At 55.9% G+C, this 12833-nt stretch carries 13 protein-coding genes and 1 tRNA gene; 9 read left to right on the forward strand and 5 right to left on the reverse strand.

Annotation, left to right across the window (positions count from 1 at the left end; genetic code table 11):
* The first annotated feature begins 47 nt into the window (after window positions 1-47).
* A tRNA-Met gene (locus tag BLU05_RS05035) sits at window positions 48-124 on the forward strand.
* A 91-nt stretch (window positions 125-215) separates the two neighbouring features.
* Here BLU05_RS05035 and BLU05_RS05040 read toward each other — a convergent pair.
* The gene (locus tag BLU05_RS05040; protein WP_091878080.1) at window positions 216-707 is read right to left on the reverse strand and encodes a GNAT family N-acetyltransferase; all 492 of its coding nucleotides are present in this window, start codon (window positions 705-707) and stop codon (window positions 216-218) included.
* Between the two features lie 214 nt (window positions 708-921).
* Here BLU05_RS05040 and BLU05_RS05045 point away from each other — a divergent pair, with 214 nt between their 5' ends.
* Window positions 922-1686: a glycosyltransferase family 25 protein gene (locus BLU05_RS05045; protein ID WP_091878081.1), complete on the forward strand. Its 765-nt coding sequence runs from the start codon at window positions 922-924 to the stop codon at window positions 1684-1686.
* Window positions 1687-1910: 224 nt separating this feature from the next.
* Window positions 1911-2675, forward strand: a complete 765-nt coding sequence (locus tag BLU05_RS05050) for a right-handed parallel beta-helix repeat-containing protein (RefSeq protein ID WP_091878082.1) — start codon at window positions 1911-1913, stop codon at window positions 2673-2675.
* A gap of 51 nt (window positions 2676-2726) precedes the next feature.
* On the opposite strand, the gene BLU05_RS05055 is transcribed toward BLU05_RS05050, so the two are convergent.
* The 4 genes from BLU05_RS05055 to BLU05_RS05070 all read right to left on the reverse strand — a co-directional run bounded on the left by BLU05_RS05055 (window position 2727) and on the right by BLU05_RS05070 (window position 7337).
* Window positions 2727-3812 carry an alcohol dehydrogenase family protein gene (locus tag BLU05_RS05055; protein ID WP_091878083.1) on the reverse strand — a complete coding sequence of 362 codons (1086 nt, stop codon included), beginning with the start codon at window positions 3810-3812 and terminating at the stop codon, window positions 2727-2729.
* Window positions 3813-3822: 10 nt separating this feature from the next.
* Window positions 3823-5202, reverse strand: a complete 1380-nt coding sequence (locus BLU05_RS05060; protein WP_091878532.1) for an aspartate aminotransferase family protein — start codon at window positions 5200-5202, stop codon at window positions 3823-3825.
* A gap of 22 nt (window positions 5203-5224) precedes the next feature.
* A complete protein-coding gene (locus BLU05_RS05065; RefSeq protein ID WP_091878084.1) occupies window positions 5225-6718 on the reverse strand; it encodes an NAD-dependent succinate-semialdehyde dehydrogenase in 1494 nt (497 codons plus the stop codon).
* Window positions 6719-6845: 127 nt separating this feature from the next.
* Window positions 6846-7337 carry an Lrp/AsnC family transcriptional regulator gene (locus tag BLU05_RS05070; RefSeq protein WP_091878085.1) on the reverse strand — a complete coding sequence of 164 codons (492 nt, stop codon included), beginning with the start codon at window positions 7335-7337 and terminating at the stop codon, window positions 6846-6848.
* An 85-nt stretch (window positions 7338-7422) separates the two neighbouring features.
* Between BLU05_RS05070 and BLU05_RS05075 the strand changes: the two genes are divergently transcribed.
* The 6 genes from BLU05_RS05075 (at window position 7423) to eutA (ending at window position 12832) form a co-directional block, all read left to right on the forward strand.
* On the forward strand, window positions 7423-8808 hold the full coding sequence (locus tag BLU05_RS05075; protein ID WP_091878086.1) for a MocR-like ectoine utilization transcription factor EhuR: 1386 nt from the start codon (window positions 7423-7425) through the stop codon (window positions 8806-8808).
* 124 nt (window positions 8809-8932) lie between these two features.
* Complete coding sequence (ehuA, locus tag BLU05_RS05080; RefSeq protein WP_091878087.1) at window positions 8933-9754, forward strand: ectoine/hydroxyectoine ABC transporter ATP-binding protein EhuA; 822 nt, start codon at window positions 8933-8935, stop codon at window positions 9752-9754.
* Between the two features lie 50 nt (window positions 9755-9804).
* Window positions 9805-10650 (forward strand): ectoine/hydroxyectoine ABC transporter substrate-binding protein EhuB, encoded by an 846-nt coding sequence (gene ehuB, locus BLU05_RS05085; protein WP_091878088.1) that lies wholly within the window; start codon window positions 9805-9807, stop codon window positions 10648-10650.
* A 77-nt stretch (window positions 10651-10727) separates the two neighbouring features.
* A complete protein-coding gene (ehuC, locus tag BLU05_RS05090) occupies window positions 10728-11387 on the forward strand; it encodes an ectoine/hydroxyectoine ABC transporter permease subunit EhuC (protein WP_091878089.1) in 660 nt (219 codons plus the stop codon).
* A 1-nt stretch (window position 11388) separates the two neighbouring features.
* Window positions 11389-12051: an ectoine/hydroxyectoine ABC transporter permease subunit EhuD gene (gene ehuD / locus BLU05_RS05095; protein ID WP_091878090.1), complete on the forward strand. Its 663-nt coding sequence runs from the start codon at window positions 11389-11391 to the stop codon at window positions 12049-12051.
* 1 nt (window position 12052) lies between these two features.
* Window positions 12053-12832 carry an ectoine utilization protein EutA gene (gene eutA / locus BLU05_RS05100; RefSeq protein ID WP_091878091.1) on the forward strand — a complete coding sequence of 260 codons (780 nt, stop codon included), beginning with the start codon at window positions 12053-12055 and terminating at the stop codon, window positions 12830-12832.
* The last annotated feature ends 1 nt before the right edge of the window (window position 12833 follow it).

A 12833-nucleotide genomic window follows, 5' to 3' on the forward strand; every position in this document is an offset into this window, starting at 1 on the left:
CGGTCCTCATTTGCAGGCTAACCGTTCACGGGTCGCATGACATATGGGGCGAAGTAGCTCAGTAGGTTAGAGCAGAGGAATCATAATCCTTGTGTCGGGGGTTCGAATCCCTCCTTCGCTACCATTTCCTTCCCAAAGAAGGCGGTTTTCAGATCAGATTGTTGCAAATTATGGCTGAAACCGCGATTCTGATTTTTTACAGCATTTTTACAGCCTTATGTCTTCCCGGCCTCCCACTCGGTCCGAAGAATAGCCATCACGAGTTCATCCCTGTAGATTCCGCCAAAATACGCACTCCCCCGCGCAATCCCCTCGGGTATGAAGCCTGCGGCTATGTAAGCACGGCGTGCGCGTATGTTTTCGGGGAAAACTCCAAGCCAAACGCGATGGGTATCAGTTTCAATGAAAATACGGTCTAGAACGGATTGCAGAAATCGTCTGCCATATCCTTGTCCCGGTTTTAGCATTGCGATGCGCTTTATCAGTGAAACCCGATCCGGTGAGGACCAATCCCGTACGATAGCAAATCCGACAATTTCGTCCGCGTCTTTGGCAATGAAATATCTGTGTTTTTCGTCGGCAAGAGCAAGTCTATGCCGCTCTTCGTCCCATCGGCCGACAACAGCGTCGTATCCATCAAGACGTTCAGCCCTCAAAATCACAGGCAAATCCGACTCGGTCGCTCTAACCACTTGAATATCAGCCATCTTCTGTATCCGCCAGTAATCGCATCGACATCGATGACCGCAGGGCGTTTGGCAACCAACCCATCAGCGCAGTCATGTTACCCCGAAATTTGAAACTTGTGGTTGGTGGACAACCCTTCTGATTATCTCCACAAATCAAACATTAAACAAGCGTTGCCGGCATTGGCTTGCAGCAATTCATATTTGATTTTTAAAGCTGTTTTCGGGTCTGAGAATGAAATGTTATTTGATCAATATGGATCGCTCGACCGAACGGTTGGCGAGAATGGAAAAACTATTTACAGAACTGGGAATAGCGTTTGAGCGGGTCGCAGCAGTTGACGGTCGTTTGATCACGGATGCTGAGATGGCCGAATTAGTGTGGCAGCGACCGGACGAACCTGCCATGACACGTTCAGAAGTTGGGTGTTATCTCAGCCACAGAAAATGCTTCGAGTTGATAGCCGAAGGCGAGACAGACTACGCGGCAATTTTCGAAGACGATGCAACACTGTCCCCTGCTATCGCAGACTGGCTCCAGAATTCAGCGTGGCTTCCAAGGGACGCGGATATCATCAAACTGGAAACAACCGGCTGCAAGGTTCTGACTGACAAACCAATTCATCGTTCATCAGATGGACGTGTAGTCGCTCGCCTCTTGAGCACCCATAACTGCACCGCTGGATATATCATATCGAAACGATGTGCGACGCGCCTCTGGCACGAGACAGCCTATGTCACCACGGGAATTGATGAACTGCTTTTCAATCCTGACTATGGGCTTTTTGCCGAACTGATCGTCTATCAAATCAGTCCTGCCCTGTGCAAACAGGTAATGATCCAATCTACAATTGATCGATATGAAGTGCCCCGGGCAAGACCATTTGCAAGAATAATGCGAGAAGGAATAAGGCCGTTCAGGCAAGCAGCTGAACAAATGTGGCGAGCGTGGATTAAAATGCGTTATACCCAGTCCTGGAACCGTATACCATTTGTCTGATCATTCCATAAATCAGCTATACGGAACCTGACAATCTTTATTATTCAGCGTTTTAACAATTAGAACTCTACGAATAAATACTGTCTATCTGGTTTTACGGAATATCTATTTCGTTTTCCGTATATTACGCCAATGAACAACTATATATACTTCCGCCTCCGATGAGTTTTCTCATGTAAACGGATTTTTCTGAATTATCAGAATCAGAAAACGGGGGACTGAAGATGTTACGGGCAATTATACAAATCTGCACAGCTACCATCATCGCGTTACTCTTTCTGACAACAGCATCAAATGCGCAGGCAACGAGGACCTGGGTGTCGGGCGTTGGCGACGATGCCAATCCTTGCAGCCGGACGGCGCCTTGCAAGACGTTTGCCGGGGCAATCTCGAAAACTGCGATCAGCGGCGAAATCAACATTATTGATCCGGGTGGCTTTGGCGCAGTCACCATTACCAAATCAATCAGCATCGTCGGCGAAGGCGGGACCGCCGGAATTCTGGCCGCTGGCACCAACGGCATCATTGTTAATGTAGCGGCGGCGGACAGGGTCGTTCTGGATGGGCTTGATATTGAAGGAGCTGGCACGGGTCAGAACGGCATTCGCATGGTTGGCGCAGGGACATTGCTGATCCGCAACTCTTCCATCAGGAACTTTCGCAGTGGCACAGGCTTCGGCGTTGATGTTCAAGCGGCCACGTCAACACGCGTGGTTATCGATAATACGTTGATTTTCGGGAATACCGGAGGGATCAATATCAAAGCTCTGGCTGGCAACAATGTTGTCATCTTGCAACGCAGTACAGTGGAATCCAATAATGTGTTTGCAGGGAAAGTTGACGGTGCAAGCTCGCTGATTTTGAACGGAACAACGTTAACCGGAAATGCGACAAGCCTCAGTATTGTCAATGGCGGCGCGGTCATCTCCTATGGGAATAATGTGATCCGTGGCGTTGGGTTGCCGACACAGACGGTGCCTTTGCAGTGACATCAAACTCCTGCGGCGACCCCATTGCCGCAGGAATTACTCAGTATTCGTTCAGCATCGGTATTTTGCATCGGGAACAACAACCAGCTTGCCGACAAAACCCTTTGCCATGAAGTCGCTTTGGGCCCGGTGGAATTCCGAGAGTGGATAAACGCCGCCAACCAGTGGTTTCAGCTTGCCGTCCTCAATATACCTGATGATACGGCGAAAATCACCGCGCGTGCCCTGCGATGATCCGTGCAACTGCAATTGCTTCAGATACATGGTTCGAAGGTCAAGCTGCACCACAGGTCCGGCAATTGCACCGGCGGTGGTGTAGCGGCCTTCCGGGCGCAGGATTCGTAAAAGATCATTGAACATCCGCCCGCCAACAAGATCGGCAACGACATCGATGGGTTTGCCGCCAAGAACATGCTCCACAGCGCTGATGAGACCGACTTCCCCGCGGGTGATGACGGCCTCGGCACCAATATCGAGCAAGGCCTGCTCCTTGCCAGCACCGACAATCGCATAGGGAATGGCCCCGCGCGCCCGTGCCAGCTGGACTATGCCGGAACCCACGCCGCCCGAAGCGCCCGTCACCAGAACTCTCTCCCCGGACTTCAGTCCGGCGCGTTCAAGCATCTGTTCACCGGTCAGATAGGCACAGCAAAACGTTGCCAGCTCGATATCGCTCATATCCGTGTTCACGACATGGGCATTCTCGGCTGGCACCGCTACATATTCTGCATATCCGCCATCGCGGCCATGCCCGATGTAGTCGATATCGGCAAGGCTATCGTCATCGCGGTTGTAAATGGAGAAATCCACCATCACCCGTTCGCCGAGACGGCTGTCGGACACGCCTGCCCCGACTGCCGCGACATGGCCAACAATATCCGTGCCCTGAATACGCGGGAATGTCAGCGTCGGCTCCTGTCGCCGCCAGGTGGAAACCGCATTCACATCATCTTCTGTGCCGTAAGCGCCCTGGCGCACCCACACATCCGTATTGTTCATCCCGCAGGCGGAGATTTCGATCAGGACTTCCCCGGCTGCCGGTTGTGCAACCGGCACATCGGTCCGGTAAACAAGCTTGTCGAGATCACCATGGCCTGTCAGCAGGACGGCTGACATCGTGCGAGAAACCATATCCATGCTCCTGCACTCAAAGTGTCTTTGCGACGGCGTCTACGGCGGCAGCCGCTGCCTTCACAATGATATCAGCTTCATCTTTTGTCAGGCACAGCGGCGGTGCAAAGCCAAGAATATCGCCCTGTGGCATCGCCCGCCCGATTACGCCGCGTTCCGCCAGCGCAGCCGATATTTGCGGACCGACTTTCTGCGAGGCGTCAAAAAACACCCGGTCATCTCTATCTTTCACAAATTCGACCGCCGCCAGCATGCCGTCACCGCGCACATCTCCAACGATTGGATGGCTTCCCAGCGCCTCCGCCAGCGCTTTGCGGAAATAGGCTCCCGTCTCACCCGCATTGGTTACAAGATCAAGCTTATCAATGAGTTCCAGATTGGCAACGCCCGCAGCGGCACAGATCGGATGGGCCGAATAGGTCCAGCCGTGACCGAGTGAACCGAGCTTATCCGAGCCTTCTACCAGGACCTGCCAGACTTTGTCACCGACGATAACACCTGATAGCGGCGCATAGGCGGAAGTCAGCCCCTTGGCGATGGTGATCAGATCCGGCTTGATGCCATAATGGTCAGAGCCAAACATCGTGCCCAGACGGCCAAAGCCGGTCACGACTTCATCGGCCACCAGCAGCACATCGTACTTGTTAAGGACGGCCTGTATTTTCGCCCAGTAACCGGCGGGCGGCGGCACGATACCGCCAGTGCCAAGAATCGGCTCGCCAATGAAGGCTGCCACGGTCTCCGGCCCTTCTGCAAGGATCATTTCCTCCAGCTTGTCCGCACAATGCTGGGAAAACTGCTCTTCGCTCATGGAGCGGTCTTCCCTGCGGAAGTAATACGGCGCTTCCGTATGGAGAATTGGCGCACGCGGCAGATCGAAGGCATTGTGGAAGAGGTCGAGACCGGTCAAGCTTCCCGTCATGACACCTGAGCCATGATAGCCGCGCCAGCGGGAAATGATCTTCTTCTTTTCCGGCCGTCCGAGCACATTGTTGTAGTACCAGATCAGCTTGATATTGGTCTCGTTCGCATCGGACCCCGAAAGGCCGAAATAGACGCGGCTCATCCCCTCGGGTGCCCGGTCGATGATCATCTTGGCCAACGTAATCGACACCTCTGTCCCGTGACCGACATAGGCATGATAATAGGCAAGCTCTTTGGCCTGTTTGGCAATCGCGTCGGCAATTTCCTGCCGCCCATAGCCAACATTGACGCAATAGAGCCCGGCAAACGCGTCGAGACTCTTTTTGCCGTTCACATCGAAAATATGCACGCCTTCGCCGCCCTTGATCACCCGTGTCGGGCTTTCGCCGCGCGCATGGGTGCCCATATGGGTCGACGGATGGAAAAAGTGATCGCGGTCCCAGGCGTTCAGTTCGTTTGAACGGTCCAACATGTCCATTGCTCCTGCGTTTTGCTCAGCCCGCTTCGAGGCAGAGATATTTAAGTTCGGTGAAAGCTTCGATGCCGTGGCGCGATCCCTCCCGCCCGAGGCCCGATTGCTTGACGCCGCCAAAGGGGATGGGCGCACCGGTGATCTTCACCCGGTTGATCGCGATCATGCCATATTCAAGCGCCCGGCCCATGCGCAGCATGCGCTGGCCATCACGAGTGACGACATAGGCGACAAGGCCATATTCCGTGTCGTTCGCCCGGCGGATGACATCATCCTCGTCATCAAACACGGTAACAGCGGCAACGGGTCCAAAGGTCTCTTCCCGCATGATCAGCGCATCATCGGGCACATCAACCAGCAGCGTCGGCTGATAGAACAACGGCCCGGCCCCATGACGTTTGCCACCCGTAACGCACCGCGCACCGCGACCGAGTGCGTCCTGCACCTGCTCTTCGACCTTCTGCACGGCGCGTTCATGCATCAATGGCCCAATTTCCGCGCCTTGCGTCAGCCCAGATGCTACTTTCAGCGCGGCAATCTTGCGGGCAAAGGCTTCGACAAAAACGTCGTAGATCGGCCGCTCCACATAGATGCGATTGGCCGCCAGACAATCCTGACCTGACGTTGCGAACTTGGCGCCAATCGCAATATCCACGGCACGCTCAATCTCACTGTCAGCAAAGATGATCAGGGGCGCATGACCACCCAGCTCCATGATGAGGTTTTTCATCGTCGGCGCACATTGCGCGGCAATCAGACGTCCGATTTCTGTCGAACCGGTAAAACTCAACGCCCGCACACGCGGATCAGCGCAGAGCGCCCCGACAATAGGCGCTGCCTTGCCAGTAATGATGTTGAAAACACCTGATGGTATCCCTGCCCGCTCTGCCAGTTCCGCAAGCGCAAGGGCAGAAAGCGGCGTCTCAGATGATGGGTGCGCAACAATCGTGCAGCCCGCCGCAAGTGCCGCCGCCGCTTTGCGTGTCAGCATGGCCGATGGAAAGTTCCATGGCGTGACAATGCCGACAACGCCAACAGCTTCACGGCTCACCATCATCTGGGCACCGGGCAAATGGCTGGTAACACTCTCCGCGTTCAGTCGTTTGCCTTCCTCCGCATAGAATTCGATGAAGGACGCGGCATATTCGATCTCGCCGCGCGATTCATCCAGCGGCTTGCCCTGCTCAAGCGTCATGATCAGCGCCAGATCATCCTTGGCGGCAAGGATCAGTTCGTACCATTTACGCAAAATTCCGGCGCGCTGTTGCGGCAGAAGTGAGCGCCAAGGACCGAATGCACGCGACGCGGCATCTATGGCCAGAGCTGTCTCTTCCGCACCGAGGGTCGCAACCCAAGCCACTGGCATTCCCGAGGCCGGATCGCGCACCTCGAATGTTTGCCCGCCTCTACCGGCAGTCCAGTGCCCATCCACATAGGCAAGGTCGCGCAACATCCTGCGATCCTGCAGACGGTCAAGTCCATCGTGGCGTTCGGGTCGTGCAAAATGGGCGGACATCGGGCTCTCCCTTGGAATACCCGGTAACGCTCGCCGATCCCGGCAGGAGAGAGTGACTGTATTTTATGATCTGGAGAGAGAGATTGTCCGAATTACTGCGCCGATTTGGAGAGATGGACTGCAGGTTTCAGTCTTGCGACTGGATCAGAGCATGTACGGGGAGTGCCGTTTCCTCTTTCACCGTCTTGGTGATGATATAGGAAAAATAGCGGTCAATGCCGAGTTCGCGCTGCAACAGATCGTCAATCAGACGTTGATAGGCATCAATGTCCCGCGCGACAATTTTCAGGATGTAATCGACCCCGCCGCCAACCGACCAGCATGAGGTTACCTCGGGCAAAAGCTTGATCGCTCGCTCGAACCGCTCGAAATCCGTCTGCTTGTGCGATCCGAGTGTGACCTCCACCAGAATGCTGGCAACCGGGGCCACCAGCCGCAGGGCCAGACGCGCATGATAACCGGTGATAACTCCCGCTTTTTCCAGCCTGCGAAGCCGTATCCAGCATGGCGTCGGTGAAATACCCGCCCGCTCGGCAAGCGCGAGTTTGGTGATCCGCCCATCCTGTTGGATGGCGTCGAGAATACGGATATCGATTGCGTCAAGTCTTGGTGCGCCCATCACTGTTCCAGTTCAAAGAGTGGATAGATCATGGCCTTGTGTTTTTCTCATTGTCAATTGACCTGATTTCAATCAATCTCAAATCATGACATTATGGCGACCCGATATCCGTTCACTAACCCGCCCTGCCTATCTTTCTCTGGCGGACCAGATTGCGCGCGCTGTGGGTGACGGCACGCTGGAAGCGGGCGCACGTCTGCCGACGCACCGGAAGATGGCCGAAGACCTGAACCTGTCAGTACAGACTGTCAGCCGGGCCTATGAGGAACTCATCCGCCGAGGCTTGCTGTCAGGTGAAACCGGGCGCGGCAGTTTCGTCAAGGCGCAGCGGCGCGAGATCGACCAGCCCTATTTGCCGGAGCGCCTCGGCGAAGTGATCGATCTGTCGATCCTTAAGCCAGTCTGCGAGAAAATGCATCATGAGCGGCTGAAGAAAGCGCTCGGCTGGCTTTCCGAGACATTGCCCGCAAGTTCTGCCCTGTCCTTCCGCCCGAACGTCGTCTTTCCGCGCCACCGCGCTACGGCTGTCAAATGGCTGCGTGAGTGCGGCCTTGATGTTCCCGCCTCGAATATCAGCATCACCAATGGCGCGACGGCTGCGATGACCGTTGCCATCATGAGCGTTGCGCCAGTTGGTTCGACCATTGCAACCGAGGCCACCGGGCATCACACCCTTGTTCCGCTCGCCTCCTATCTGGGTCTGACCCTCAAAGGCATTGCCATTGATGATCAGGGGATTATCCCCGAAGCACTTGATGCCGCGTGTAAAGAATCCAGTATTCGCGCGCTGTTTGTGCAACCCGCTGCCATCAATCCGTGCGCAACGGTGATGGGCTCCATCCGCCGCGCACAGATTGTCGAAGTCGCCCGCAAGCGCGATATCGCCATCGTTGAAAGCGACATTCTTGGACCCCTCGTCGAGGACCGCCCGCCACCCATTGCAGCACTGGCACCGGAGCGAACCCTCTATTTCACCAGCTTCACCAAAACAGTCGTACCGGGCTTGCGGATTGGCTATCTCGCCGCGCCCGACCGTTATGTCGCTGCCGTTGCCAACCGGCATCTTGTCTCCAACTGGATGGCAACGCCCATGGTTGCGGAGATCGCCACCCGCTGGGTCGAAGACGGCACGGCTATGGAATTGGTGCAGTGGCAGCGGGAGGCGCTGCGGCGCAGACACGAGATTGCCTCGCAGGTGCTTGCGGGCACATTCTTTCGCTCCCACCCGCAAAGCCTGCATATCTGGTTGCCATTGACCGACGGGCGAACGGAAGAAACCTTTGTTGCCCAGGCACGATTGCAAAATGTCGCCATTGCTCCCGGCGCGTCGTTCCGCATTTCGCAGGAAGACTGGAAGCCCGCCGTGCGCATATCGCTCGGCTCGACCACTGAAGCGGAATTGCTGCGCGGCCTGACCGTGGTGGGAAGTCTGCTGCAGGGCGACCCCGAGCACCTGCTGCTCGCGATTTAGCCACAACACGCAATTTCATGGCAATAAAACTTATATTGTCATGATTTAATTTTTACAATTGACATGATTTGATAAGTCTCTCATCGTTTAGGGCATAGCCGGTCTCAACCAGAGGGAGAGACGCATGCCGCCAATCAAAGAGACCAGAACAAAAGCAGCGGGCCAGCCGCCGATCATCGAGATCGACGGCATCAGCAAGAGCTTCGGCGCGTTCAAAGTTCTTGATCAGTTGTCATTCAATGTGGCGCCGGGCGAGAAGCTCGCACTCATTGGTCCGTCTGGCTCCGGCAAGACCACAATCCTGCGCATTCTCATGACGCTGGAAGGCATTGATAGCGGCGACATCCGGATTTCTGGCGAACATCTCTATCAAATGCCGGGAAATGGCGGCCTTCGACCAGCCGACGAGAACCATCTGCACAAAATGCGTGCGCAGATCGGCATGGTGTTCCAGCTGTTCAACCTGTTTCCACATAAATGCGTTCTCGACAACGTGACGCTTGCGCCGATGCTCACAAAAAACACGCCGCGCAAGCAGGCCGAAGAACAGGCCATGCAATTGCTTGAAATGGTGGGCCTCGCCGACAAGGCCAAGTCGATGCCATCCCAGCTTTCGGGCGGGCAGAAACAGCGCGTCGCCATTGCCCGTGCCTTGGCGTTGCAACCCAAGATCATGCTTTTTGACGAGGTAACATCCGCGCTCGATCCGGAATTGGTGGAAGAGGTGCTGAACGTCCTTTGGCGCCTGTCCGAAGAGACTGACATGACCATGTTGCTCGTCACGCACGAGATGGGTTTTGCCCATGAGTTTGCTGACCGGGTCCTGTTCTTTGATCGAGGCAAGATCGTTGAGGACGGCAAGCCCGAAGAAATCTTCCGTAATCCCAAACAGGAACGCACACAGACATTCCTGAAAAAGATCATCGCTGCCGGTCACAGGGTCTGATCGCAGCACCTGCACACCTTAAAACACAAGAAAACTGAGGAGTTGGGAACATGTTGAATTTGAAAACAATCACTGCATCGATTGGAGCGATGGCACTCACCGCACTGGCGCTTTCCACGCCCGTCAAGGCAGACGAAGCGCTCGACAAACTGAAAGCGCAGGGCTTTGCCCGCATCGCCATCGCCAATGAACCGCCATTCACCGCTGTTAAACCAGACGGCACTGTTTCCGGTGCAGGACCTGATGTTGCGCGCGCCGTATTCAAGAAGCTTGGTGTTGCCGATGTCGTCGCGTCGATTTCAGAATATGGCGCGATGATTCCGGGTCTGCAGGCCGGGCGGCATGATGTGGTGACAGCTGGACTTTTCATGAAGCCGGAGCGCTGCCGCGCCGTTGCCTATTCCGAGCCGATCCTGTGCGATGCCGAAGCGTTTCTGGTGAAGAAGGGCAATCCCAAGGGCTTCAAGAGCTACAAGGATATTGCGGTCGACGCAAAAGCAACCATCGGCGCTCCCGGTGGCGGCACGGAAGAGCGACTGGCACTGGAAGCCGGCGTGCCGCGTGACCGCGTCATCGTCGTTCCCGATGGCCAGAGCGGTATCAAAATGCTGCAGGACGGGCGTATTGATGTTTATTCCCTGCCGGTTCTCTCGATCAATGATCTGGTCAAGAAGGCCAACGACCCAAGCGTCGAAGTTTTCGCGCCCGTGGTGAATGCGCCTGTCTATTGTGACGGCGCCGCCTTCCGCAAGGATCAGACCGCCCTGCGCGACGAATTCGACAAGGTGCTCGCCGAAATGAAGGCTTCAGGCGAATTTACCAAGATTGTCGAGCCTTATGGCTTCTCAGCCAAGGCAGCCATGTCGACCACGCGCGACAAGCTTTGCGCTGGCTGACAAAAGCCCAGTCACAGTCACTCCTGTCCTGAAACAGGAGTGACCAATCATTGTCGCCAAGAACGAGAGCATGACCGATGGGCCAGTGGGCCGGATATTTACAGCTGATTCTGGAAGGGGCGCTTGTGACAATCAAGCTGACCCTGCTGGGGTCCGTGCTTGCGCTGATCATGGCTTTTGTTGCTGGCCTTGGCAGGATATCGCGATTTTGGGCCGTTCGCGCGCTGGCCACGGCCTATATCGAATTCTTTCGCGGCACATCCATCTTCGTCCAGCTCTTCTGGGCTTATTTCGTCCTGCCGCTGTTCGGCTTTTCGCTGACGCCGCTACAGGCTGGCGTTCTGGCGCTGGGTCTCAATGTCGGGGCCTATGGCGCCGAAGTCGTGCGCGGGGCAATCAGATCCATCGGCAAGGAACAGTATGAGGCCTGCATTGCACTGAACTTCAACCGATGGCAGAGCCTGCGCCATATCATCCTGCCGCAGGCTTTCGTGCTGATGCTGCCAACCTTCGGCAACAACGCGATAGAGCTGTTGAAAGCCTCCGCCGTCGTCTCGCTGATTTCCCTTTCGGATATGACCTTTCAGGCGCAGGTCGTGCGCGCCCAGACGGGCAGCACGCTTATGCCGTTCCTGACCATACTCGTTCTCTATTTCCTCATGTCGTCGGTCATTTCGTACTCAATTCGTGGGTTGGAACGCTATCTGACACGCGGCCTTGATGGTGTGAGGTCGTAAGATGGAATGGGATTGGGCCTTTGTTGTTGAAATCCTACCGACCCTCATCGAGGGCGTGAAGATCACCATTCTGGCAACCCTTCTGGGTTCCGTTCTTGCTGCGATCCTTGGCCTTGGCCTCGCGATCCTGCGGCGCTCAAAAAACACCCTCGTGTCGAAGCCGGTGGGTTTTCTCGCCGACTTCATTCGCGGCACACCATTGCTGGTGCAGCTTTATTTCATCTTCTATGTCCTGCCCGATGCGGGCATCACTCTTTCGCCGCTTGTGGCCGGTGTGATCGGCCTTGGCCTGCACTACGGCACATACACGGCAGAGGTCTATCGTGGCGGCATCGACAATGTCGCGCGCGGCCAGTGGGAAGCCGCCCGCGCCTGTAATCTTTCTGTATTTCAGACCTGGACACGGATCATTCTTCCCCAGGCATTGCCACCAATGATCCCGGCGCTCGCCAACTACTTCATCGCCATGTTCAAGGAAACGCCGCTGCTGTCGGCCATCACCGTGCTTGAGCTGATGAATCAGGCGCGCAGCATCGCCAATTACAACTACCGCTACATTGAACCGATTACTCTGGTGGGCGCTTTCTTCCTGGTGATCAGTCTTGTGTCCGTCATTGCCCTGCGCTGGCTCGAACGCCGCTATGGCAAGATTGAGGAGAGGTAAAATGGGTATTCCGATCAAGGTCACCCAAACCATGACACCGCTTGGCTTTGATGACCGCCCTATTGCCAAGCGCGTTGGTCTCGTGATCCTCGCCACCGACCATACGACCGAGCCGGATTTCCAGCGGATGGTCGCGAGCGACAGCATCGGTCTCTACACAGCCCGCATTCCCTACGCCAACCCGACAACGCCGGAAAATCTGCGCCTGATGCAGCCGGAGCTAACCATCGGTGCCGGGCTGATCCTGCCCGACGAAGATCTCGACGCGATCTGCTATTCCTGCACATCCGCCTCGGTGGTTATTGGCGATGATGAAATCGAGGCGGCAATCAAAGCTGCCAAGCCCGGTGTGCCTGTCATTACGCCACCACTTGCGGCAGTTCGCGGCCTGCATGCCTTTGGTGCCCGGCGCATCAGCGTCCTCACGCCCTACACCGTCGAAACAAGCACGCCGATGCTCGCCTATTTCGCGGCCAAAGGTTTTGATATCGCTCGTTTCACCTGCTTCGGCCTTGAAGACGACCGGGAGATGGCCCGGATCACCCCTGCATCGCTGGTGGCTGCTGCGAGCGAAGCAATGGCCCCGGACTGCGATGCCCTGTTCATATCCTGTACCGCATTGCGTGCCGCAATCGCTGCACCGCAGATCGAGGCAGCCATTGGCAAACCCGTTATCACCAGCAATCTTGCCACGGCATGGGCAACGTTGCGTCTGTGTGGCGAGGATCAGCCGCGACCGGAATTGGGTCAATTGATGACCCGGCCCATGGCCGCCTGGTAGA

Origin of the sequence: Phyllobacterium sp. OV277 (genome assembly GCF_900104355.1) — a bacterium.
Lineage (GTDB): Bacteria > Pseudomonadota > Alphaproteobacteria > Rhizobiales > Rhizobiaceae > Phyllobacterium.